This is a genomic window from Streptomyces sp. NBC_01320 (assembly GCF_035974375.1).
Taxonomy (GTDB): Bacteria; Actinomycetota; Actinomycetes; order Streptomycetales; family Streptomycetaceae; genus Streptomyces; species Streptomyces yanii.
The window spans coordinates 3,213,064-3,236,042 of sequence record NZ_CP108390.1; the positions used below are offsets into that span (position 1 = coordinate 3,213,064).

Annotated in this window: 23 protein-coding genes and 2 pseudogenes; 11 read left to right on the forward strand and 14 right to left on the reverse strand. The window is 70.0% G+C overall.

All coding sequences use genetic code 11. From position 1 onward, the window contains the following. Window positions 1–65: 65 nt before the first annotated feature. The gene (locus OG395_RS14880) at window positions 66–1,283 is read left to right on the forward strand and encodes a sensor histidine kinase (protein WP_327243372.1); all 1,218 of its coding nucleotides are present in this window, start codon (window positions 66–68) and stop codon (window positions 1,281–1,283) included. Continuing rightward, the gene (locus OG395_RS14885) at window positions 1,283–1,945 is read left to right on the forward strand and encodes a response regulator transcription factor (protein WP_327249341.1); all 663 of its coding nucleotides are present in this window, start codon (window positions 1,283–1,285) and stop codon (window positions 1,943–1,945) included. Before OG395_RS14880 ends, OG395_RS14885 begins: the two co-directional genes overlap by 1 nt. A 231-nt stretch (window positions 1,946–2,176) precedes the next feature. On the opposite strand, the gene OG395_RS14890 is transcribed toward OG395_RS14885, so the two are convergent. Beyond that, on the reverse strand, window positions 2,177–2,656 hold the full coding sequence (locus OG395_RS14890) for a DUF2000 domain-containing protein (protein WP_327243373.1): 480 nt from the start codon (window positions 2,654–2,656) through the stop codon (window positions 2,177–2,179). Here OG395_RS14890 and OG395_RS14895 point away from each other — a divergent pair. Further along, a complete protein-coding gene (locus tag OG395_RS14895) occupies window positions 2,655–3,509 on the forward strand; it encodes a helix-turn-helix transcriptional regulator (RefSeq protein ID WP_327243374.1) in 855 nt (284 codons plus the stop codon). The genes OG395_RS14890 and OG395_RS14895 overlap by 2 nt on opposite strands. A gap of 99 nt (window positions 3,510–3,608) precedes the next feature. Here the strand turns inward: OG395_RS14895 and OG395_RS14900 are convergent, their stop codons facing one another. Next, complete coding sequence (locus OG395_RS14900; protein ID WP_327243375.1) at window positions 3,609–3,920, reverse strand: hypothetical protein; 312 nt, start codon at window positions 3,918–3,920, stop codon at window positions 3,609–3,611. A 474-nt stretch (window positions 3,921–4,394) separates the two neighbouring features. Here OG395_RS14900 and OG395_RS14905 point away from each other — a divergent pair, with 474 nt between their 5' ends. Further along, window positions 4,395–4,829, forward strand: coding sequence for a GNAT family N-acetyltransferase (locus tag OG395_RS14905; RefSeq protein WP_327243376.1), 435 nt, complete (start codon window positions 4,395–4,397; stop codon window positions 4,827–4,829). Window positions 4,830–5,041: 212 nt separating this feature from the next. Here OG395_RS14905 and OG395_RS14910 read toward each other — a convergent pair whose 3' ends face one another. Further along, the gene (locus OG395_RS14910; RefSeq protein ID WP_327243377.1) at window positions 5,042–5,593 is read right to left on the reverse strand and encodes a YciI family protein; all 552 of its coding nucleotides are present in this window, start codon (window positions 5,591–5,593) and stop codon (window positions 5,042–5,044) included. A 320-nt stretch (window positions 5,594–5,913) separates the two neighbouring features. Here OG395_RS14910 and OG395_RS14915 point away from each other — a divergent pair, with 320 nt between their 5' ends. The 3 genes from OG395_RS14915 to OG395_RS14925 all read left to right on the forward strand — a co-directional run bounded on the left by OG395_RS14915 (window position 5,914) and on the right by OG395_RS14925 (window position 7,881). Then, the gene (locus OG395_RS14915) at window positions 5,914–6,606 is read left to right on the forward strand and encodes a DUF2975 domain-containing protein (protein ID WP_327243378.1); all 693 of its coding nucleotides are present in this window, start codon (window positions 5,914–5,916) and stop codon (window positions 6,604–6,606) included. After that, a complete protein-coding gene (locus OG395_RS14920) occupies window positions 6,606–6,869 on the forward strand; it encodes a helix-turn-helix domain-containing protein (RefSeq protein WP_327243379.1) in 264 nt (87 codons plus the stop codon). The genes OG395_RS14915 and OG395_RS14920 overlap by 1 nt, the downstream gene beginning before the upstream one ends. 289 nt (window positions 6,870–7,158) lie before the next feature. Next, window positions 7,159–7,881, forward strand: coding sequence for a carbon-nitrogen hydrolase family protein (locus tag OG395_RS14925; protein WP_327243380.1), 723 nt, complete (start codon window positions 7,159–7,161; stop codon window positions 7,879–7,881). A 50-nt stretch (window positions 7,882–7,931) separates the two neighbouring features. Here the strand turns inward: OG395_RS14925 and OG395_RS14930 are convergent, their stop codons facing one another. From OG395_RS14930 to OG395_RS14960, 7 genes and pseudogenes are all read right to left on the reverse strand, one after another. Then, a complete protein-coding gene (locus OG395_RS14930) occupies window positions 7,932–8,513 on the reverse strand; it encodes a GNAT family N-acetyltransferase (RefSeq protein ID WP_327243381.1) in 582 nt (193 codons plus the stop codon). Window positions 8,514–8,540: 27 nt separating this feature from the next. Beyond that, window positions 8,541–8,780 (reverse strand): LapA family protein, encoded by a 240-nt coding sequence (locus OG395_RS14935; protein WP_266979547.1) that lies wholly within the window; start codon window positions 8,778–8,780, stop codon window positions 8,541–8,543. 131 nt (window positions 8,781–8,911) lie between these two features. After that, window positions 8,912–9,343: pseudogene (locus tag OG395_RS14940) on the reverse strand (CocE/NonD family hydrolase C-terminal non-catalytic domain-containing protein); the annotation flags it as partial. 58 nt (window positions 9,344–9,401) lie between these two features. After that, complete coding sequence (locus tag OG395_RS14945) at window positions 9,402–10,346, reverse strand: S66 peptidase family protein (protein WP_327243382.1); 945 nt, start codon at window positions 10,344–10,346, stop codon at window positions 9,402–9,404. Next, window positions 10,343–12,331: a prolyl oligopeptidase family serine peptidase gene (locus OG395_RS14950; RefSeq protein WP_327243383.1), complete on the reverse strand. Its 1,989-nt coding sequence runs from the start codon at window positions 12,329–12,331 to the stop codon at window positions 10,343–10,345. The genes OG395_RS14945 and OG395_RS14950 overlap by 4 nt, the downstream gene beginning before the upstream one ends. Window positions 12,332–12,351: 20 nt before the next feature. Continuing rightward, window positions 12,352–13,695, reverse strand: coding sequence for a M20/M25/M40 family metallo-hydrolase (locus OG395_RS14955; protein WP_326793010.1), 1,344 nt, complete (start codon window positions 13,693–13,695; stop codon window positions 12,352–12,354). Further along, window positions 13,688–14,521, reverse strand: coding sequence for a M55 family metallopeptidase (locus tag OG395_RS14960; protein ID WP_326793009.1), 834 nt, complete (start codon window positions 14,519–14,521; stop codon window positions 13,688–13,690). The genes OG395_RS14955 and OG395_RS14960 overlap by 8 nt, the downstream gene beginning before the upstream one ends. A gap of 488 nt (window positions 14,522–15,009) precedes the next feature. Between OG395_RS14960 and OG395_RS14965 the strand changes: the two are divergent. Both OG395_RS14965 and OG395_RS14970 read left to right on the forward strand, forming a co-directional pair. Continuing rightward, window positions 15,010–16,623 (forward strand): annotated as a pseudogene (locus tag OG395_RS14965) (IS200/IS605 family accessory protein TnpB-related protein); the annotation flags it as partial. Window positions 16,624–16,809: 186 nt separating this feature from the next. Next, complete coding sequence (locus tag OG395_RS14970; RefSeq protein WP_327249342.1) at window positions 16,810–17,631, forward strand: transposase family protein; 822 nt, start codon at window positions 16,810–16,812, stop codon at window positions 17,629–17,631. Between the two features lie 78 nt (window positions 17,632–17,709). Here the strand turns inward: OG395_RS14970 and OG395_RS14975 are convergent, their stop codons facing one another. From OG395_RS14975 to OG395_RS14985, 3 genes are all read right to left on the reverse strand, one after another. Continuing rightward, entirely contained in the window at window positions 17,710–17,835 is a 126-nt protein-coding gene (locus tag OG395_RS14975; protein ID WP_266979558.1) for an SDR family oxidoreductase, read from the reverse strand. 577 nt (window positions 17,836–18,412) lie between these two features. Then, window positions 18,413–18,604: a hypothetical protein gene (locus OG395_RS14980; protein ID WP_266979560.1), complete on the reverse strand. Its 192-nt coding sequence runs from the start codon at window positions 18,602–18,604 to the stop codon at window positions 18,413–18,415. Window positions 18,605–19,028: 424 nt separating this feature from the next. Further along, window positions 19,029–20,021 (reverse strand): aldo/keto reductase, encoded by a 993-nt coding sequence (locus OG395_RS14985; protein WP_327243384.1) that lies wholly within the window; start codon window positions 20,019–20,021, stop codon window positions 19,029–19,031. A 124-nt stretch (window positions 20,022–20,145) separates the two neighbouring features. Between OG395_RS14985 and OG395_RS14990 the strand changes: the two genes are divergently transcribed. Next, complete coding sequence (locus tag OG395_RS14990) at window positions 20,146–21,051, forward strand: LysR family transcriptional regulator (RefSeq protein ID WP_327243385.1); 906 nt, start codon at window positions 20,146–20,148, stop codon at window positions 21,049–21,051. Between the two features lie 6 nt (window positions 21,052–21,057). Here OG395_RS14990 and OG395_RS14995 read toward each other — a convergent pair whose 3' ends face one another. Then, window positions 21,058–22,101: a chitinase gene (locus OG395_RS14995; RefSeq protein ID WP_327243386.1), complete on the reverse strand. Its 1,044-nt coding sequence runs from the start codon at window positions 22,099–22,101 to the stop codon at window positions 21,058–21,060. A gap of 312 nt (window positions 22,102–22,413) precedes the next feature. Here OG395_RS14995 and OG395_RS15000 point away from each other — a divergent pair, with 312 nt between their 5' ends. Beyond that, window positions 22,414–22,854, forward strand: a complete 441-nt coding sequence (locus OG395_RS15000; protein WP_327243387.1) for a hypothetical protein — start codon at window positions 22,414–22,416, stop codon at window positions 22,852–22,854. Window positions 22,855–22,979 lie beyond the last annotated feature (125 nt).

Genomic DNA, 22,979 nt, shown 5'->3' on the forward strand with positions numbered 1-22,979 from the left:
CGTCACCCCTGGTTGTACACCCCTGGTCCGATGCCCGAAGGCGAGCGCCTGGTTACGATCACCGCATGTCCGTGAAGCCGCCACTGCTGAAGCGCGTGTCACCGGGCGCGTGGACGGCCCTGGCCTGGTGCGTTTCGGTGGCGTACCCCTCCGTCGTGCTCGGCGCACGACCTGACCACCCGCCGGTCACCTCCTCCGACACGGGCCTGATCCCGCAGCACCGGGACTGGGCGACCATCACGCTCGCCACGCTCGTCGCGTTCACCGCCGCCGCTCTGCTGCGCCGTCGGCCGCTGGTGGCGACCGGTCTGCTGATCGCCGCCACTGTCGCGGAGACGGAAGCGTGGCGCTCGAACGTGCAGCTCCCGCCGACCGCTCTGCCGGCGGTCGCTGTCGCCCTCTGCCTGGTCACGGCCACCTGCCCGCGCCGGACATCGCGCGCCGCCGCAGCCATGGTGGTCGGCGTTCTGTTCGGCCATCTGGCCATGCTGTCCGAGATGGGCGGCGGCCTGTTTCTCACCGGCACCACCATCGGCGCCTCGGACAGTGGCCTCCTGGTGGTCCTCATCGCCTGGCTGGTGGGCCGCTCGATGCGTCAGTCCCGGGAGCACGCCGAGACGTTGGGCGCTCGGACAGCCGCGCAGGCGGTCACCGCAGAACGGCTGCGGATTGCGCGCGAGATGCACGACACGGTGGCGCACAGCATCGGCATCGTCGCCCTGCAGGCCGGTGCGGCGCGGCGGGTCATCGACAGCCGGCCGGACCGGGCGCGCGACGCGTTGGCCGAGATCGAGGCCGCCGGGCGGGAGACGCTGGCAGGGCTGCGCCGCATGCTCGGCGCCCTGCGCCAGGCCGATCAGGAAGCAGGCGCGGAGGTGACCGCGCTGCACCAGATGTCAGGCCTGGCCGACCTCGACCGGTTGACCGCCGCGACGACAGCCGCCGGTGTGCGGGTCGATGTCCGGTGGCACGGCGAGCGGCCCCCGCTTCTGCCGGAGATCGACCTGGCGGCCTTCCGCATCATCCAGGAGTCGGTCACCAACGTGTTGCGTCACGCCGGCGCCCGCTCCTGCCAGGTGTCCATCGACTGTCGGAATGCGGACGAGGTGGCCATCGAGATCACCGACCGGGGTCGCGGCCACAGCAGCATCCCGGGCAGCGGTTACGGCCTCGCGGGACTGCGCGAGCGGGTCGCCCTGCTGCACGGGGAGTTCCACGCCGCACCCCGGGCCGACGGCGGCTTCCAGGTGTCGGCCCGGCTGCCCGTGGCGGGAGGAGCATGATGACCGTCCGCGTCGTGCTGGCCGACGACCAACCGCTGGTCCGGGCCGCCCTGGAGATGGTCATCTCCGAAACGCCCGACGTCGAGGTCGTCGGGGAGGCCGGAACCGGCGCCGAGGCGGTCCGTCTGGCCGAGGAGCTGGACCCCGACGTGGTGGTGATGGACATCCGCATGCCGGGCATGGACGGCATCGAGGCCACCCGCCTGGTCACCGCGGGCTCGGGAGATGCGCGTGTCGTGGTGCTCACCACCTTCGACGACGACGATTACGTCTACGCCGCACTGCGCGCGGGTGCGTCCGGTTTCCTCGTCAAGGACATGGCGCTGGACGACATCCTCGCCGCGATCCGGGTGGTCGGCGCCGGGGACGCCTTGATCGCGCCGAGCGTCACCCGTCGGCTGATCGCCGAGTTCGCCGGACGGCGCGAGCCCGCCCCCGCCCCCGCGGCGCGGCAGATCGGCGGCATCACCGACCGGGAACGGGAGATCCTCACCCTCGTCGGGCGCGGCCTGTCCAACACCGAGATCGCCGCCGAGCTGGTCATCAGCGTGGCCACCGTCAAGACGTACGTGACGCGGCTGCTCTCCAAGCTCGACGCCCGCGACCGCGTGCAGCTCGTCATCCTCGCGTACGAGACGGGCCTGGTGACGCTGCCCCGCTGAGCAGCGCACGCATCGTCGTGCTCACCCGGGCCGCCGCGTCCTCCTGCTGCGCCCAGTCCTGCCACGCCGGCGCACAGTCCTCCTCGAAGGCGACCTCGCCAAGATCGGCGACCTTGACGGTGATCCCCATGGTGGCCGTGTCGTCCTGTGCGGGGGGCGTTCACCGCTCTCATCGGAAGGCGTTCGACCGCCCGGGTACTGATGATCGGGATCGCCGGGATGTGAAGTCGCTCAGGGGTGCATGCGCGCGCCCTTGAGGACCTTGTCCACCGCGTTGCGCGGCCCGTAGACGGCCATCCCCACCAGATCGAGCTGGTCCTTTCCCACAGCCCGTACCGCCGCCCGGTTGTCCCGGTCGTTGCCCGTGCTGAACAGATCCGAGGTGAACACGGCCCTCGGCAGCGAGCGCGACAGCGCACGGCCGTGCGCAGTGGTCAGCATCTCCTTCGTTCCTTCGAAGACCAGCACGGGCTGGCGGAACATCGGCAGGTACGCGGTGTCGTCGGCGTCCGTGTACGGCTCGCCGATCACCTCGGGTGACGCCGTGCCGAGCCCGCTGAGCAGGAAGGCGGTCACATTCAGCCGCTGCCAGGACTCAAGATCCTCCCGCAACAGGACAGCGATCTTGGTGTCGAAGCGGACAGGCACGTTCTCATTCCCCGCACCTGTCTCGACCCCGGTTCCGGCCTCGGTCTCCTCGTCAGTTCTCATGCTTCGAGACTCCAGGGTCCGCGCCCTCTCCGTCTTGTACGTTCTTTGCGTGACACCCCGGCAGGAGATCTCCGCTTGGCGCCCCCCAGTCGCGGGCGTCGTGGAGGTTTTCCACGCACACTTCACCGAGCACGCGTACCCCATGCACGTCCACGATGCCTGGACGTTGCTGATCGTCGATGACGGCGCGGTCCGCTACGATCTGGACCGCTACGAGCGCGGCACCCCGAGCGACACCGTGAGTCTGCTCCCGCCGCAGATCCCGCACAACGGCTCACCGGCCACCCCGCACGGCTTTCGCAAGCGCGTGCTCTACCTCGACACGACACAACTGGACGAGAGCCTCATCGGGCCCGCGGTGGACGGCCCGGACCTCGCCGATCCCGTGCTGCGCAAACGCGTCGGACAGCTTCATACCACTCTCGCGAACCGGGGGGACGAGTTCGAGGCGGAGAGCCGTCTGGCCTTCATCGGCGAGCGACTGCGCACGCACCTGCGCCCCAGGCCGGCCCTCGGTAGCGCGGGGCCCGACCGCGACATCGCCCGGAGCCTGCGCGACCTCCTCGACGAGCGCCTGCTTGAAGGCATCACGCTGGAAGAGGCCGCGCGCCTGGTACACGCCCACCCCACGCATCTCGTGCGAGCCTTCAGCGGCGCCTTCGGCATCGCCCCTCACCAGTACGTGATGTCCCGTCGCGTCGACCTGGCCCGCCGTCTGCTGCTCGACGGACAGCCGGCGGGCGAGGTAGCGACCGCCGTCGGCTTCTACGACCAGTCCCACCTCACGCGGCACTTCAAGCGGGTCGTGGGCATCACCCCGGGCCGGTACGCCCGAACCGGGACCATCCGCTGATGATGGACCGCCCGCGCATGCCGCCACACCACCCATGCCCCCATGAAGACGGCCCCCTCGTTCGAGAGGACCGTCCAATCCACCTTTCCCGAAGTTGGCTCAGTAACCGCCGTAGCCGCCGTAGCCGCCATAGACGCCAGGTGCGGTCACCAGGACGATGGCTACGGGGCCGTAGCCATAGCCGTTGTCGTAGCCGTACCCGTAGCCGTTGTCGTACCCGTAGCCGTTGTCGTAGCCGTACCCGTAGCAGTTGTTCCACCAACCGCACCAGTCGTAGGAATTGCTGGCCACGGAGGTCTCGTGGGCAGGAGCCGCCGTGGCCGTACCCGCCGCCCCGACAGCGGCGCCACCAGCCAGCATCACACTGGCGGCTACTACAGCGAGAGAACGCTTGATATGAGGTGCTCGCATGAGTCTTTACCTTTCCTTCCACCACTGAAGATCGAAGGTGGACGGGCACAGCGCACGCGGAACATGCGGCGCGGTTCGCAGAGGTCACAGCTCCAAGCGGGAGCACGTCTCGCCGGATGATCGGCTCCCACCCTTCGGGAACCTTGCGGCCCAGGGGCGCGCCCCGGTTGCGACTCTCACAACCATCACGTTAGTAGCACCTGCCCCGTCCAGCATCTTGAACAGAGATCTCCTCGAACCCGCAGGTCAGCAGCCGACGGCCAAGCCCGAGCCCGTGACGTCCGACCTGGCGCCCTCTCTCTTCGACGGTGACACCCCAAGGCCCACACCACCCGCATGGAGCAATGGCAGAGAAATAGCGAGGCAATCTCGTTGCGAGCTGCAGAAGAGCCGCGCAGTCTGACGCAGCGGACCCGCCAGGCCGCTACGAGCAACTCTCCCAGGACAAGGTCAGGGGCCGATAGATTCCAGACCATGAGCGTGGAGACCGAGGTCGTTCACGAGGCGACCGACGAAGTGGTGGAGGCGTTTGCTCGTCTCCTTCCGCAGCTGTCGTCCAAGGCAAAGCCCCTGAGCCATGAAGCAGTGGGGAGATTGACGGCTGCCAGTACCAACACGTTGCTGGTGGCCCGTGTCGAGGGGGTGATCGTCGGGACGTTGACGCTGGTGATGTCCCCCTTGCCATCCGGTCTGCGGGCTCACATCGAGGACGTGGTGGTCGATGCCGCCTCACGTGGTCACGGGGTCGGCAGAGTCCTGATCGACAAGGCCCTCGGCCTGGCCTCGGACGCGGGAGCTCGAACCGTCGACCTCACATCGCGGCCTTCGCGAGAGGCTGCGAACCTCTTGTACGAGCGGGCAGGTTTCCAGCGGAGAGAGTCGACTGTCTATCGAGTCACCCTGGACTGAAGCGCGGTGCGACTCACTGGCTTCAACATCCCTGACCCGTGTGTCACCGTTTTCCGATGCAGTGACCCCGTCCGCGAGACCGGTCCACGCCCAAGGCACACGCGCCGGCCCCGCCGCCGGCTGACGCTGTCGGCGGCATCGGCCGCCGACGGCGCCCCCTCGTCCCCGGCTTGGTCAGCTCGGCACTTCAGTACTGTCCGGACGACCTCGGTTCATGAAGGTCGGCCGCCGAACTGCCAGTTGTGGACCTCGATGTCGGCATACCGGTCCGGGGTCAGGACGGCACGTGCCGTGTCCGGGTCCGGCGCCCGGACCAGCGCCGCCGTACCGAGCCAGGTGGTGCCGTCGTCGGACAGCAGTGGCCCGTACGCGATCAACTCGTCCCGGTCGGGCGGCACGACGAGGTCGACGGTCTGCCCCATGCCGAGGCCGAGCACCAGGTACCGGTTGCCACCGGTGCGGCCACCGGGGAAATCCCACATGGTGCGCCCCAGCATGTTGCGCCATCGGCGCAGCAGCACGTCCCGGTACACGCCGGCCTGGTAGCCGGGCTCGTCGAAGGCGAACGCGCGGGCGGCGGCGGGATCCGGCAAGTCGACGATGTGCACGCTGCCGGTGGGCGCGTCACCGTCGCTGGTGAGGGTCGGGCCGCGGGCGATCATCTCTTTCTCGTACCGGTCCATGTAGGACCAGTGCCGTTCCAGCAGATCGTTGCGCAGCGCCACGGAGTCGGGCCGATCGCGGTGGTAGCAGAAGAACTCCATGCCCCCAGTCTGAACGAGCACCCATTCACACGAACATCGAATTAAGCAGCGCCACTTGTCGTCCGGTGGCAGCTTCCTTGTCGACGGGCCGACTCGCCATCCGCGTCAGGAGGTGAAGACGGGCAGGTACTGCTCATGCCGTGGATGTCGAAGGTGCCGCCGTACGCGGCGAGCCCGCGTGAGCACCCCGCCCACGTCGGAGAGGGGTACAGGTCAGGGGTGGTGGGGCGTTGACGGGTGCTCAGAAGTGTTGACCACCCGCGCGGTTGCTCTTATCGTTCTTCGATAGCATCGATATTCGATATAGGGGGCGGTTGCTGATGTCCGCTGAGGTACAGAGCTCCAAGGGGTCCGGGCTGCCGGACGGGCCGCCGTCACATGGCGACCGGGCCGAGGCCAGGCTGCTGGAGCCGGTCGCCACTGTGATCCGGGGCGTCTACCGACTTTTTCTCGTGGGCCTCGTCGTCGGCGCCGTGGGACCCCTGGTCGGCACCAAGCTGGGCCTGATGTGGGGCGGTCCGAACGTGTGTGTCGATTCCCGCTCGCAATTCAGCACGGACGGGTTCACCGGCAGGTTCCGGCCCCATGCGGGGGTCGAGGTCATGGCCCGCCCGTCCTACTGCACTGATCACGCCGACGGTGCCCAGCGGCTGTTCGACTTCCTCGGCGGCTTCCCCTCGTTGCTGCTTGTCCTTGGCATCCTGTTCCTGCTCAACCGCTTGATACACGGCGCGTCCCGCGAGGGTGTCTTCACCACACGGACCGCCAAGCAGCTACGGGTCGTAGGATGGTGGCTGCTGCTCGGCTGCCTGGTCGCAGAAGTGGTGGAAGCCGGCGCGCACGCGGCTCTCCTGGCGACCCTGGCCCAGGACTACACCTTCGATGCGGACAGCTGGCTGGGAGCCTGGCAGCCGCCCTACGCACTCGTCTTCACCGCTCTGGGCATCCTCACGTTCGCCCGTATCATGCGCGCCGGGGTGGCCATGCGGGAAGATCTGGAAGGGACGGTGTGATGGCGTCGGACGACCACGACAGCCACGCGATCGAGGTCCATCTCGACCGTATGCTCAGCGAGCGCGGCATGACCCTTGCGGAGCTCGCGTCCCGGGTCGGGGTGACCAACGTGAACCTGTCCATCCTGAAGAACGGCCGGGCCCGCGCGATCCGCTTCACCACGCTGACCCGCATCTGCGAGGTCCTCGACTGCCAGCCGGGCGACCTGCTCACGTACCGGAGCACCGAACACGAGCGCGGGCGCCCGCCGACAGCCCTGTGAGGCGGGCCGGGCCGACGCCGTGGTCTCGTAGAAGTCCAACAGCAGCCCCCGCCATGATCCGCCGGCCCGGGTGACGGGCGTACGCGCACCCCCGAAGCCCCGCGAACCGGCCCAGCCACAGCGCTTCCTCCATCTGTTCCGTGCCGAGCAGCGTCTCCCGATCCTCTCGATACGGCCCCGTCCCGGCCCCCGGATACGGTGCGACAGCCGGTGAGCTGCGAGTATGTCAAGGCGCGGCCACCTCGGGACAGCTCCGCCGTCCGAGCAGCCGACCGATTCGGAGCAGCACATGCCCGCACCACTCACCGTCGCCGTCGCCCAGCCCGTCTGTGAGCATCTCGACGTTGCCGCGAACGCCGCAGCCCATGCCGAGGCGATCGGGGACGCGAGGGCTCGGCTGGTCGTCTTCCCGGAGCTGTCACTGACGGGCTACGACCTCGCTGCCCCGGCCGTCTCGCCCGACGACGCCCGCCTCCGGCCGATCGTCTCCGCGTGCCGCACCACCGGAGCGACGGCCCTGGTCGGGGCACCGGTACGCGAGACGGACGGGCGTGAGTACATCGCCGTGCTGGCCGTCACGGGAGAGGGCGCGCGGGTCGTCTACCGGAAGATGTGGCTGCACGGCGAGGAGTTCGACCGCTTCGCTCCGGGCGAGAAGCCGAAGGTCCTGGTGATCGACGGCGTGCGGCTCGGCCTTGCGGTGTGTTACGACGCGGCCGTCCCGGAGCACGCCGCCGAGACCGCCGCGCTGGGCATCGACGCGTATGTGGCCGGCACGCTCTACGGCGCGGGTCCCGAGTCGGCGACCCGGCGCGACGGGCACATGAGGGAGCGGGCGCTCGCTCACGGGGTGTGGGTGGTGCTGGCCACCTCGGCGGGGGCCAGCGGTACGTATCCGGAGACGTCCGGCGGTTCCGGTGTCTGGGGTCCTGACGGAGCCGTGGTCGTGCAGGCCGGTTCGGAGCCCGGCGCCGTGGTGTCCGCGGCGCTCGGGGGAAGCGTGCCTGCCTGAGGCGCGTCCGGCGGATCAGGACGGGACACCCCCGGGGCCCTTCTTCCGGATCAAGGACCTGGGGCGAGCATCTCCGACGTGATCGCCCACCGTTCGTGGTCCCGCCACGCCCCGTCGATGAAAAGGAAGTCCGGCGAGAAGCCTTCGAGGCGGAAGCCGGCCCGGCGCACGAGGGCGATCGAGCCCGTGTTGCCGGGTTGGATGTTCGCTTCCAGGCGGTGCAGGGCGAGCGGGCCGAAGGCGTACCGCAGGACCAGGTCGAGGCCCTCGCTCATCAGACCGCGCCCGGCCGCATGGGCGAACGCTCCGTATCCCAGCGCGCCGCAGCGGAAGGCGCCGCCGACGATGTTGTTGATGTTGATGAAGCCTGCGATGGGGCCGCTTCCGGCCGCGGTCCCGTTCCCGTCGTCGACAGCCGTGCGTTCGCAGACGAGGAAGCCCGCCTTTGCGGGGTCCTCGATCAGCCGGCCCGCGTAAGCGACGTACGCACGCGGGTCGTCGGGCGGGAACAGCCACGGTTGGTGCAGGCCGCCGCTCTCCTTGGCCCGGCTGGTGAACTCCTCGGCGTCCGCGGGGGTGAAGGGGCGGATCCCCACGCGCGGGCCCTCGGCCAGGTAGACGTTGTCAGACATCCGGACAGCGTAGACAGCGCGTCGGGCTCACTTGGGACGGCGGCGGAACAGATAGCCGCCGCACGCCATGCCGGCCGCGAACATCGCGAGCAGCACCACGTACAGGGGCAGCGTCACCAGCGGGATCACCAGACGGATGGTGACCTCGCCGGTGTTCTCGGCGATGAAGACGATCGACAGTACCGCGATGACGAGGACAATGATGCGGGACGGTGAGAACGGTCCGACGCCGCCCTTGCCGCCGCTCGATACGTCCTTCGGGCTCATGGCTGGGCCCCTTCCCTGGTCCTGATGCGCCACCGCCCCCGACTCCAGGATGCCCCCATCCCGCTCCCGGGGGGCGGTGGCGTGCGGCCGTACAGGTGACGGTCCGCTCCGGATCGGTTCACCCGTCCTGCGACCACCGGCAGCTCCAGAACACCGTTGTCCTGCGGGCTGCTGACGACGGTGACCGGCTTGATGCCGCTATTGCCGAAGTACGCGCTGTCGCCGGCCGCGATCACGAATTCGAGCCGGTGCCCCGCCTCGTACCGGTGCACGATGCCCGGCAGCTGTACGGTGAACGGCCGGGTGACGTCGGGCACCCGCACCGGTGAGACCAGCCGGTTCACCAGCGTTCTGGAGCCGTCGGGCGCCCCGTCGTACACCTTGGCGAACAGCACCGGTTTGTCTGCGGCGTCCCCGCTGTTCTGCACGCCCTCCGTCCGCGGCGAGACGACCTTCAGCGTGGCCTTCGGTGCGCCGACGACATCGACGGCGGAGGTCAGCGGGGCGCTGGTCCAGCCGAGATGGATGCCCTTGGGGTCGTAGGGTTTCGGATCGGGCAGTGTCAACGCTCGCGACAGCGTTTCCTGAAGGACATTCAGCTTCTTCGCAGCCGGATTTCGTTCAGATCAGCGCGGGCACCTCGACGGTGAGCGTGCCGGGGCCGCCGTCCTCCGGCGCGTCCAGCACCGCGGGCACGCCGAGCGGAATCGTCAGCGCCGTCGGGCCGTGGCCGAAGCCCAGCTCCTCGACAACGGGCACGCCCAGCCCACCGAGCCGGTCGGCCAGGACCGCACGCACCTCCTCGTACGGTTCGCAGCCCTGCCAGGAACCGCAGGCGACCCCGGACACCCCGGACAGCGCCCCGGCCCTCAGGAGTTGGGTGAAGATGCGGTCGAGGCGGTACGGATCCTCCGTCGTGTCCTCGATCATCAGCAGTCCGCCCCGGGCGGACGTCCGGGCGGACGGAGTGCCGATATCGGCGGCGAGCAGGCTCACACAGCCACCGTACGTGATGCCACGGGCCCGGCCGGGCGCCAGCACCCCGGCCGTACGAAGGCCGAGGGTCCGCACCGACTCCGGCTCGAACAGGGTGGCCCGCAGCGACTCCTGGGTGTCCGGGTCCTTGAGGAAGGTCTCCGCGGCGACCATCGGGCCGTGCAGCGTCGCGAGCCCCATGCGCTGGGCGAACGCCTCATGGAGCACGGTGATGTCGCTGTAGCCGACGAACACCTTGGGCCCGGCCGCGCGCATCGCCGCCCAGTCGACCAGGTCGACCATGCGGTGCGCCCCGTACCCGCCGCGGGCGCACAGCACCGCATCGAACGACGGGTCGCACCACGCCTGCTCGAGGTCGCGGGCGCGCGCCTCGTCCGTACCGGCGAGATAGCCCAACTCCGGGTGGAGATCACGGACATGGGGCATCTCGACAGGCTCCAGGCCCCAGCCGCTCAGCACGTCCAGGCCCGCCTCCAGGCGGTCGTCCGGCACCGGACCGCTGGGCGACACGACGGCGACCCTGGCACCCGGTCGCAGACGGGCGGCGCGGGTCAGTGGAGTCAGCGTCACTTCTTCAGCTCCAGTTGTGGTACGTCGGGGCGGTCGATGCCGAAGGTCTGGGCGTAGAGGGAGAGTTCGGCCTCCAGCGCGGCGACCATGGTGTCGGCACGCCGGAATCCATGGCTCTCCCCCTCGAACGTGAGATACGCGTGCGGGATGCCGCGCCCTTCGATGGCGGTCAGGAACCGCTCGCACTGGACCGGTGGGCAGATCACGTCGTCCAGCCCCTGGAGCAGCAGGAACGGGGTGGTCAGCCGGTCGGTGCGGTTGATCGGCGACCGCGCGCGGTAGCGGTCCGGGACCTCGGCGAGCGGGCCGATCAGGGTCTCCAGGTACTGCGACTCGAAGTCATGGGTCTCGTCGGTTCCCCAGCCGGTCAGGTCGAGGATGGGGTAGATGACAGTGCCGCAGGCGTACACGTCGGTGCTGGTCAGCGAGGCGGCGGCGGTCCAGCCGCCGGCGCTGCCGCCGCGGATGGCGAGCCGGTCCGGGTCGGCCGTTCCCTCGGCTGCCAGCGCCCGGGCGACGGCGGCGCAGTCCTCCACGTCGACGATGCCCCACTGTTCACGCAGCCGGTTGCGGTAGGCCCTGCCGTAACCGGTGGAGCCGCCGTAATTGACCTCGGCGACGCCGATGCCGCGCGAGGTGAAGTAGGCGATCTCCAGGTCGAGGACGAGCGCGGCATGCCCGGTGGGACCACCGTGCGCCCACACCACAAAGGGCGGCAACTCGCCTCCCGAGCCTCCCCGTTCGGGGTTGCGCGGCGGGTAGATGTGGGCGTGGACGTCGCGGCCGTCGGGCCCGGTGAAGGTGCGCTGCTGAGGTTCGGGGTAATAGGCGGGATCGACATCGTCGCGGTGCTGCGCGCCGATGATCCGGGTGCGGCCCGTCGCGGTGTCCAGCTCCACCACCTCGTACGCACTCTGCGGGCCCGCGGCGACGCCGACGACCCGGCTGCCGTGAACGGCGAGTGTCTCGGCCCACTCGGTCCAGGGACCGGCGGTGTCGGCGAGTTCGCCGGTCTCCGGGTCGAGGATGCCGAGGGTGGTGGTGCCCTTGCCGTGGATGGTGGCGATCAGTCCGTTCTCCAGCGGACGGAACCAGCTGAGCCCGATCTTCCAGAGCGGCCCGGCGAACTCCTGCTCCCGTGTGCAGAGCGCCACCGTGCCCCGGTGCGGATCGGCGCGGTACAGGTTCCACCAGCCGCTGCGGTCGCTCGCGAAGAGGAGTTGTCCGTCGGTGGTCCATTCGATCTGCGGCACCGATTCCCCGGGTCCGCCGCCGAAGCTCCAGGCGCTGCGGAACGTACCGTCGTCGGCGACGTCGGCGAGCATCACCTCGGTGCCGTCCCACGGCATCCGCGGATGGTCCCAGGCGATCCACGCCACACGCCGCCCGTCGGGCGACAACTTCGGCCCGGTCACGAAGCGGTGCCGGTCGTCGGAGAGTTCGCGTACCGCGCCGCGGTCGTCGGCCGCCGATCCGTCCAGCGGTACGGCGGCGATCACCCGGCGCACCTCGGTGGGCGCCTCGCCGGTGAACTCCTCCAGGACGCACCACACTTCGCCCCGCTCTCCCCGATCGAGGTGCAGCTGCGGGTCGACCCAGCGCAGTCCGCCACCGACGGCGGAGACCGGGGTGAGCGGCCATGGTTCGTCGGGCCCGTCGGGCGCGTACGCGTACAGCCGCTGGTCGGTGAAGTTCACGAAGACGATCAGCGGTCCGGCGTCGGCACGCCCGGCCCCGGCCCAGGGCAGTCCGCCGTACTCGATGACGCGGCTGCGGACGTTCCACGGAACGGGCAGCACGGATTCGGTGGTCCCGTCCGCCCGGCGGCGGACCAGGGCGCGGCGGCCCGCTTCGGCCGGGCGCGGCTCCGTCCACCACACCTCGTCGCCGACCGCGCCGACGTACTCCGGGCGGCCGTCGTGCGAGGCGGCCAGCCGTGCGTCGATCGGCGACGGCCATGTTCCGTAGGCCTCTGTGGTCACCATGTTCAATCCCCCCGTGCGGGTCAGGCCGTGCGCAGATAGTGGTCGAGTACGCGGACGCCGAAGTGCAGTGCCTCGACGGGCACGCGTTCGTCGACGCCGTGGAAGAGCGCCTGGTAGTCGAAGCCGACCGGGAGCTTCAGCGGTGAGAAGCCGTAGCCGGTGATGCCGAGCCGGGAGAACTGCTTGGCGTCCGTGCCGCCCGACATGCAGTACGGCACGACGTGGCCGTCCGGGTCGAAGCGTTCGACGGCGGCGCGCAGCTTCGCGTACGTCGGTGAGTCGACCGGCGCCTGCAGAGCGACCTCGCGGTGGTGGAACTCCCAGTCGACGTCCGGTCCGGTCAGCCGGTCCAGGGTGGCGTGGAACTCGTCCTCGCCACCGGGCACCGTCCGGCCGTCGATGTAGGCGAGGGCATGGCCGGGGATCACATTCACCTTGTACCCGGCTTCGAGCATCGTCGGGTTGGAACTGTTCCTGACGGTCGGCTCGACCAGGGCCGCGGCCGGTCCGAGCTTTCCGAGCAGTTCGTCCACGTCGAACCCGGGGGCGTCGACATCGACGCGGATGCCGTGCAGGGCGGCGATCTCGGTGAGGGCGGCGCGTACGGTCGGGGTGAGCCGCACCGGCCATTCGTGCGTGCCGATCCGGGCGACGGCCGCGGCGAGTGCGGTGACCGCGTTCGCCCTGTTGACCTTGGAGCCGTGCCCGGCCTTGCCGTGGGCGGTGAGCTTCAGCCATCCGGTGCCGCGCTCGCCCGCGGCGATGGGGTAGAGCGGCATCCCCGGTCCGGCGTGAAAGGTGAAGGCGCCGGATTCGCTGATGCCCTCCGTGCACCCTTCGAAGAGTTCGGGGTGCCGGTCGGCGAGGAAGCCGGAGCCGTCCTCCGCGCTGGCCTCCTCGTCGGCGGTGTACGCGATCACGATGTCCCGGCGGGGCCGGACACCGGCCCGGGCCCAGGCACGGACGACGGCGAGGACCATCGCGTCCATGTTCTTCATGTCGATGGCGCCGCGGCCCCAGACGACGCCGTCGCGGACCTCCCCGGAGAAGGGGTGCACGGTCCAGTCGTCGGCCTCGGCGGGCACGACGTCGAGATGCCCGTGGACGAGGAGCGCGTCGGCGGACGGGTCGGTGCCCTCGATCCTCGCGACCACGTTGGTGCGGCCCGGGGTGCGTTCGAGCAGCTGGGGTTCCAGTCCGGCCGCGGCCAGCCGTTCGGCGACGTACTCGGCGGCCGGGCGCTCCCGGCAGTCGCCGCCGCCCCGGTTGGTCGTGTCGATCCGGATCAGTTCGGACGTGAACGTCACGGATTCGTCGAGGGCCAGGTCGTCGACGGATTCCTGGGGGGTGGTCGCCTCAGCCATACTGTTCCTCCACGGCGGACGACACGATCGTCGTCACCGCCTTGAACGTGCGAATACCTTCGTACATCGTCGCGCCGGTGTAGGCGACGCGCCGCTCACCACTGGTCGCCACGCCGGGAACGACGGTGGCCGCCGCGGCCAGATGCTCGGCATCGAACTCCAGCTCCACCGTGAACGGGCCGCCCTGCACCGGCTCGAGTCGTCCGGCGAGCGAGGTGGCCTCCTTGGCGGCCGCGCGGATATCGGCCGCGGTACGTGCGGGGGTCCGGCACACCGCGGCGTATCGCGACACATAGTCCTTCACCGCGACCTTGCGGGCGGCGGGGGCGTATCCTTCGGCGTCCACGCAGGTCAGGTCGTCGCCGGTGACGAGGACGACGGGCACGCCGTACTCCGCGGCGACATGCGCGTTGAGCAGCCCCTCGCTGGCGCGGACCCCGTTCAGCCAGACGCCGGTGATGGAGTTGGCCAGGTATGTGTGGGCGAGCACGCCCTCCGTACCGGCTCCCGTGTGGTAGCCGACGAAGGCGATCGCGTCGACGTCACCGTGCTGGATGCCCTCCACCATGCTGAGGGGCTTGTGCCTCCCGGTGAGCATCTGGACCCGCTCGTCGAGCCGCTCCAGCAGCAGGTTGCGCATGGACCAGTGGGCCTCGTTGATCAGCACCTCGTCGGCGCCTCCGTCGTAGAAGCCGAGGGCCGCCGCGTTCACATCGGAGGTGAACATCGATCGGCAGCGCTCCCACTGCGGCGTCCCGGGCAGCACATCGGCCGGCCAGGTCACGCCCGTGGCGCCTTCCATGTCCGCACTGATGAGGATCTTCACGGTGTATCGGTCCTCTCGCAGGTCAGCAGGCATGCGTGCCGGCCGTGACAGCGGTTGCCGGCCTCGGCCCCGGAGGAACGCCCGACAGGCTCCCGAAGCGGCCGTTCGCGAAGGGAGATCTTCATGCGGCAACACCGTACGCGGCGGCGGAGTCCCAGGCCAGAGGTGTTGTCAGCTCCAGAGGTCCAGTCCAGTGTGGGGTCAGTCGGACGGCCGGTCGGCGAGGGGGAGCCCGATGCCGGGCCTCCATCAGCCCGGATCCCGTGCCCGAGCCGCAACCGGCATGCCGTGGCCCGTCCGTGGGCGACACGAGGGTTGTGAGCTGCTGTCGGTTTGCTGAGTCGAAGTGAGTGGTGGTGAGCAGGAGTGAGTCCTGGCGGTGCATTCGCGGGGGTGGGAACGGGGGTTCCGGGGCCGAATGGGTGACCTTGGTGGCTGCTGCTCGTTGGGTCCGGTGGCAGGTGTCCGGCCGGGGAGGGGGTGATGTGGTGGGTGGTCTACGGAAGTTGGCCGTGTCCTTCGTGATGCCCGGGCCTTGCGGGGTGGCGGTCCGGGATCGTCTGGGGCACCTGACCGTCGAGGACGAGAGGGTGCTGCGTGCTGTCGGTGCGCATCAAGGCGCGCTGGCTTCCGGTGATCTCAAGGCCCGCTGTGCGGATGGTCTGGAGCACGGTGCGGAGACCTGGGCGGCGCGTAAGCGGGAGCTGACCGGGGTGTCGTCGTCGCGGATCGCGGGGGCGATCACGAAGGCCACGCACGGTCAGTGGGCGCTCGCGCGCCGTTGCCAGGCAGCGCACATCCAGAAGCTGGCGGCCGGGATCAGGACGTTGCGGCACCGCCTGTCCCTCCCGCTCGGGGAGCCCGGAACGAGGCGGGCCGCGGGCGGCTACCGTTCCAAGGGCGAGTGGTTCCGCAAGTCCCGCCGCCTTGCGATGCTGGAAGCGCGGCACACGGCGGCTGTCGCCGACTGGGAGGCCGGGCGGGTCCGGGTCGTACGGGGCGGTAAGCGTCTCCTCAACACCCGCCACCACCTCACCGAGGCCCAGCTCACCGAAGACCAATGGCGGCAACGGTGGGAGGCGGGACGCTGGTTCATCGCTGCTGATGGTGAGTCGGGGAAGCGGTTCGGGAACGAGACGATCCGCGTCACCGACACTGGTGAGGTCAGCATCAGGCTGCCTGCCCCGCTCGCGCACCTGGCCAACACCCGGCACGGCCGGTACACCCTCAGTGCCCGCATCGCGTTCGCGCACCGGGGCGCGGAGTGGGCCGACCGCATCGAAGCGAACCGGGCCGTCGCCTACCGCGTCCACCTCGACGTGGACCGTGGCCGCTGGTACCTCACCGCATCCTGGCAACGCACCGCCGTGAAGACCATCCCGTTGGAGACCGCCCGCGCCCGGGGCATGGTCGGCGTCGACACCAACGCCGACCACTTCGCCGCCTACCTTCTCGACCGGCACGGCAACCCGGTCGGTGACCCGCGGCGTTTCCCCTATGACCTGTCCGGTTCGGCCGGTCACCGCGACGCCCAGATCCGCCACGCCCTGACCCGGTTGATCAACTGGGCGGTGCGTATCGGTGTCGCCGCGATCGGCATCGAAGACCTCGACTTCACCACCGAGAAGACCCGGGAAAAACACGGCCGCCGCAAAAGGTTCCGGCAGCTCATCTCCGGCATCCCGACCGCCAAGCTCAAGGCCCGGCTCGTGTCCATGGCCGCCGAACACGGCCTGAGCATCGTCGCGGTCGACCCCGCCTACACCAGCCTGTGGGGTGCCCAGCACTGGCAGAAACCGCTGGCCACCCCCCACCGAAAGATGTCCCGTCACGATGCCGCGGGCATCGCGATCGGTCGACGCGCCCTTGGACATCCGATCCGGCGTCGGACGGCACCGCCCCCACACGACCGGAGTGATCGTGCGGGGCATCGGACCGTCCAGGCCGGACCAGGTCACCGGGGGCGTGAGGGAACCCGCCCACCCACAACGGACCGGCCCCCTGGAGGGCCAGCGCCGAGTGGGAAGCGAAAGCGGGAACCCAGTGCATCCAACACCGTTCGGGATGCGCCCAGTACGCAACAGTGGGTCCGAGACTCACTTTACGCACACTGGTTACGGCGTGGTGTACGACAGCGGTTTCGGCTGGTCGGGAACGTGAGGAGAGCCGTACGGGTTGGGATGGTTGTGAAGCGATCCTTGGCCCGTACGGCTCTCTCGCATCGTATCTGCACGGGCATCTCGAGGCGTCGACTCGGGGCGCTCATCGCCGAGTTGGCCAGCCCGTGGATGGCGCGGGAAGAGTCCCGGCTGGGCGAACGCCGAGGCCATGAGCGTCTGCGCGCCGAAGGTGGCGGACCCAGCCATCAACTGGTCTTCACCGACCGGGTGATCGCGACCCTGGTGATCCTGCGGTTCCAGCTTCCGCACGCCGCCCTCGCCGTCTTCTACGGCGTGGACCGCTCCACCGTCACGCGGGCCGTCCATGAGATCCGTCCGCTCCTGGCGGCGCGGGGCTTCGCGGTCCCCGGCGAGGCGGGACTGCGTCTGCACACGCTGGCCGATGTCTTCGCCTACGCCACCGCGAAGGGTGTTGAGCTGCGCCTGGACGGCACCGAGGTTCGGGTCCGGCGTCCGAAGGCGCGCCGCCCCGGCCGGCGTGCGTTCGTGTCCGGCAAGATGCGGCAGAACACCAAGAAGGCCACCGTCATCACCGACGGACAGGGCCGCACTCTGTGGACCGGCGCGGTCCGGCCGGGCCGTATGCATGATCAGACGGCGGTCAAGACCGAGGGGATCGAGGCCCTCTTCGAGCAGTACCCGCAGGTCAAGGCCAAGGTGGATGCCGGATACCGGGGCCTGGCCAAACGGTTTCCCGGCCAGGTCCAGGCGCCGCCGAAGAAGCCCGCCAAGGACGCGTCGGCCGCGGAGGTGACCGTCTGGGAGGAGGCCCGCAAGAAGCAATCCTCGGAGCGGATATGCGTCGAGCACGCCAACGCCGAGCACAAGCAGTGGAGGCCCCTCCAGCGGTACCTCGGCCGCCGTGAGTACTACACCGAGACCCATCTGGCCATCGCCGGCCTCGTCTCCGACCGCACCGCAGAGCGGTAATCACCCATCAGCCAACCCGCCAGGCCAACACGCCCCAACCTCAGTCGCGCACGACACCGTTAGGAGCGGTCCCTCGGGTCACACCGTGGTGATGAGCCCGCCGTCGATGACGAAGTCGGATCCGGTGACGTTGCCCGTACTCTCGCTCGCCAACAGCACGACCAGGTCCGCGACTTCGTCCGGGCGGGTGAACCGGCCCGTCACCGGCTGGGCCGCGGCCCTGGGCGACGTCCTCCGGTGCGGCGCCCGACGAGGCTGCGACCGTGGCCGCCACGCCGACCCTGCCCATGCCCAGCCAGAGATCGGTTTTCGACCGGCCCGGGGCTGACCGTGTTGACCCGTACCATTCCTGGGCAGTGGGCAGGAGCGAGTCCTGTCGTGCCAGGACGCCCCGAACATTCTTGGGCGCACTGGTCCTCCGCTTTCGCGTCCTGAGCGGCGACGCATATCCCGTATGCGGTCCGTCCCAGGCGGGCGGAATCCCTACGACCTGGCCATGTGGGTGTGGCCAGAGGCGACGGGGAGGCCCCGAACCATCTCTCCGGCAGAACGGGGGCCCCGACCGCTGACACCACACCCGGCGTCCCAGATCGCACCGAGAACGTTACGCACACCTCGCCGTACATACCCACAGATCGTCACACCGATCACCCCCTCGTGATCATGTTCGCCAAAACGATGTGCCTGCCCAGCAGTTGTGAACCCCTTGGGGACCGACCTCCTTGGAAAGGGCCTTGCAGAAGTTGGTCAGGGCCGCCTTGTCCGCGCCGTATTCGATGATCTACGGATCTGGCAGCGAGGCGTTGACCGAACCGACGGTCACAGTCGGCTTGGCGCCGTCGGCGGTGTCGGCGACCGCGGGCCCGGCGGCTGCGGCGACGGCGCGCGCCGTCGCGGTGAGCGCCGCGATCGCGGGACCGCGGCGCGGACGTATCCGCCGTGAATGCGGGGCAGGAACCCGGGAGACACTCACGCGGGTTCTCTCCTCGGGGAGGGGAAACGACGCACTCAGCGTTTCCGGGCCCGGCCGGTAGCGCGCGGCCCAGGGTGCAGTGGTGTGACATCGGTCGGCCGTCCGGGTGAAGACGGCTCACGACCGCATGCCGACCGGCGGATCGGGTCACCTGTCACGGCCTCGTCCCACGGCTCCGTTCCACGGGGAAGGGGCCGGCCGCTCGACAAAGTCCCCGTCGTCCCCCACCGTGTGCTCCTGCACCGCCGCACCGAGCGGCACCGCCCGCACGGACAGGGGACGCGCGGCCGAGTGGTTCCCGGGCCGCTCCCCCCGTGGTTCCGTCGATGCGCTCGCGAGGGAAGGGCGTCAGTGGTCGGCGTCCGTCGTCGGCGCCCCGTGCGACGGGGCACCGACGACGGACGCCGGGTCCGGACGAGGAACCTCAGGAGGTCTTCAACAGCTCCTCGATCCTGGTGAGTTCCTCGTCGCCGAACTCCAGGTTGCGTACCGCCTCGACACTGTTCTCCAGCTGAGCGACGCTGCTCGCCCCGACCACGGCGGAGGTCACACGCCCGCCTCGCAGCACCCAGGCCAGCGCCATCTGCGCCAGGGTCTGCCCGCGCTCGGAGGCGACCAGGTCGAGCGCGCGCAGTCGGGCGACCAGCTCGGGGGTCACCGACTCGGGCGTCAGGAAGGGACTGCTGCCCGCCGCACGGGAGCCCGCCGGGATCCCCTTCAGGTAGCGGTCGGAGAGAATGCCCTGCTCCAGCGGCGAATACGCGATGGAACCGACGCCCAGGTCGTCCAGCGTCGTGAGCAGTCCGTCCTCGACCCAGCGGTCCAGCATCGAGTAGCGCGGCTGGTGGATCAGCAGGGGGGTGCCGAGCTCCTTGAGGATGCGGGCCGCCTCCCGGGTCTGCTCCGGGGAATAGTTGGAGAGACCGACGTAGAGCGCCTTGCCCTGGCGTACCGCCGAGTCCAGCGCCCCCATCGTCTCTTCGAGCGGCGTGTCCGGGTCGGGCCGGTGGGAGTAGAAGATGTCGACGTAGTCGAGTCCGAGCCGGGTGAGGCTCTGGTCGAGCGACCCGAGCAGGTACTTGCGGGAGCCCCACTCCCCGTACGGCCCGTCCCACATCAGGTAACCCGCCTTGGTGGAGACCACGATCTCGTCCCGCAGCCGGGCGAAGTCCGTCCTCAGGGCGCGTCCCATGGCGGTCTCGGCGGCGCCGGGCGGCGGGCCGTAGTTGTTGGCGAGGTCGAAGTGGGTGATGCCGAGGTCGAACGCCCTGCGCAGGATCTGTCCCTGGGTCTCCGTGGTCCGGTCGCTCCCGAAGTTGTGCCAGAGGCCGAGCGAGAGAGCGGGGAGCCGCAGACCGCTGCGTCCGGTGCGCCGGTACGGCATGGCCTGGTAGCGGTCGGGCGACGGCATGTACATGCAGGGCTCCACGGGGAGGGGAAGGCGGGTACGCGGGGAAACGCGCGGTCCTCAGGCTCCCCGACATCGATCCAGCAGTCCAACAGGAGATTCAGGTTGGATTCATCGTCTAGGTTTCTCAATCATGGAATTGCGCCAGCTCGAACATTTCATCGCCGTCGCCGAGGAACAGCACTTCACCCGTGCCGCCGAGCGCGTCGCCGTGTCCCAGTCCGGGCTGTCCGCCTCCATCCGCTCCCTGGAACAGGAGTTGAAGACGCCGCTGTTCAGCCGGACCACGCGCACGGTGCGGCTGACCGAGGCGGGGCGCGCCCTGCTGGTGGAGGCGGAGCGCACGCTGGCGGGCGCACGGGCGGCGCGGGACGCCGTCGATGCGGTACGCGGACTGCTGCGCGGCACACTGACGGTCGGGGTCGAACAGTGCGTGGCCGGTGTCCGGGTGCCGCAGCTGCTCGCGGCCTTCCACCGGACGCACCCGCAGATGGAGATCCGGCTCCGCCAGGAGGGCACGACGAGTCTGGTGAACGGGGTGGCGGGCGGCCGGCTCGATGTCGCGTTCGCGGCGGCCGTCAGTGCCGCGGAGTGGCGGGGCGAGCTGATCCCGCTCGCCCGGGAGCGCATGGTCGTCCTGTGCGCTCCCGGTCACCGGTTCGCGCAGGCGGCGGGCGGCGTCGCGTGGGACGAGCTGACGGGTGAGTCCTTCATCGACTTCCATCCGGACTGGGGTCCCCGCCGCGCCGCGGACGAGGCGTTCGCCACGGCGCGGGTGCGCCGCACGGTGGGGCTGGAGGTGACCGACGTACACAGCCTGCTGGAGCTGGTGCACGAAGGGCTGGGGATCGCGGTGGTACCGCACCACTTCTCGCGTAAGCCGGAGGCCCTGGGGCTGGTCGCGGTGGAGCTGGACGGTCCTGAGCAGCCGTACTACGAGAGTGTCGTGGTGCTTCCGGCCGCCGGGGCGATGAGCCCGGGCGCCCGGGCGCTGATGACCTTGGTGCGCGGTGACGTACCGAGTGACGCCGGGCGCTGACGGCGGTCATCCCCCCAGCGCGCTCGCGAACGCTCCCGGCTTCTGCTGGACTCCGCTGCAGGTGTCGCTCGCCGTCGACGTGTCCTCGTCGGTGCACTCCTGGTCGCGGAAGGTGGCCCACATGGAGAGCGCGCCGACGCCGGTCCGCCGGGCGAAAGCGCGCAGGGATGCGGCGTCGGCGAGGGTGAACGTCTCCCCTGCCACGTCGTTGACACCGAGCATCACCGTGATGTGCAGCGACTGCCAGGCCTCGGTGTCCGACAGCCCGAGTACATCGGTGAGCTGGTCATGGGTGGCTTCGGCGGCCTGTCGCGCGTAGTCGCTCATGTCACCGTCGTGGGACGTGCTGTAGTTCATGGCCATGATGTTCACCGCGGAGATGTCGACCTTCTGCTCGGCGGCGTCGCTCAGGAGGCCCGTACCGGTGGACTCCAGGCCGTCCGGCATCACGGGCAGGGTGTACGTGACATCGAGGTGCCGCCGCTTCTGCAGGAGGCGGAGCGCCTTGTCGCGGAGGGTGATCGACGCCCGATCGGTGAGTGCGTCGCCCTCGATGTCGAAGTCGGCCTTGGTGGCACCGACGGCGTCGAGCACCTGGGCGTAGGCGTCGGCCAGCTCCTCCGCGCTGTGACACGCGAGCGCCAACTCGGTCCCCGCGGCCCCGCCGAACGAGACCCGGACGTCCGCGCCGGTCGACGTCAGCCGGGCGACGCGTGAGGTCACCGACGCACTGGTGGCCTTGGCGGTGCCGCCCCAGAGCGGAGTGCAGGTGTCGTCGCCGGCGACGACGAAGGCGAGGTTGTACGTGTCGGGGGAGCCGACGGAGTCGGTATCGGCCGCGGTCGTGGCGCTGACGTACGGGGTGTAGGCGGTGGTGACTGCAGAGGCCGCGGGGCCGCCGGGGCGGGGGGACGAGGTACCGCCCGGGTTCGCCGCCGACCCCGTCGTACAGGCCGAACAGGCGAGCCCGAGCGCGACGAGTCCGGCGACGGCGGCGGTCGCCCGCTTCGCACGGCGCGCCGCGCCGCCCGGAGAGCGCTTCGGTGACATGCGCATAGAGTTTGCACCTGCTCTCGTGAGAGATTGTCCCGACACAGCAACGATGAAAAGCGGGAACACCGAAAACCTCTCATACATCGCCAGGCGCCCGAACGCGGCGCATATCACCCCGCACGCACGGCAGCATCTCCGGAAACCGCTCATCCACCAAGCGCCGCACGGGTCATGACGTCGCGTCGGCGCGACGGAAGATGCCGGGCGCGCGGTCGTGTTCTCAGTTCACTCACAGACTTCCCGCGTTGTCACAGCATTCGGCAAGGAACGCCTCAGACTTCGCACATCGCAGTTCGTCAGCATGCGCTCATGCATGTCGATACCGCCATCGAGAAAGATCCGCCCCGCGGCGGCCGCCGTAAACACGCCGGTACGCCGAGGTCCCGGGCCGCGGCCGGGACCGGGACCGAAGCCCACGAAGGCCCCGTCTTCGTGGACAGTTCCGGGCGCCGCGCCCGCCTGTTCCGGCGCGCCGCCATCGCACTGGGCGTCGCCTGTGTCGGCTACGTGGCCGTGCTGGGCCTCGCCTTCATGGGCGGCATCTCCATGTCGCCCTCGGAGCTGATCCCGTTCGACGGCGCACCCTCCGCCCAGGGCGGTCCCGGCGGAAACACGCCTCCGGGAGGTGCGGGCGCACCACCGAGCGGTCCGCCGGCCGGCGGACCCCCCACGGCTTCACCGTCCGTGTCGGCCTCCGTCACCGTCCCGGCCTCCGCCGCGTCCGTGTCGGTCACCACCGGAACCGGCTGATGGAGACGGACCGGGCACACGGCCCGACCTCCGACCGGCGGCTTGACCAGCAGCCGGACCGCGGAAGTCTCCCCACCGCGGCGCCTTCCCCCGTACCGCCGAAGCGACGGCATGCCACGCCGAGC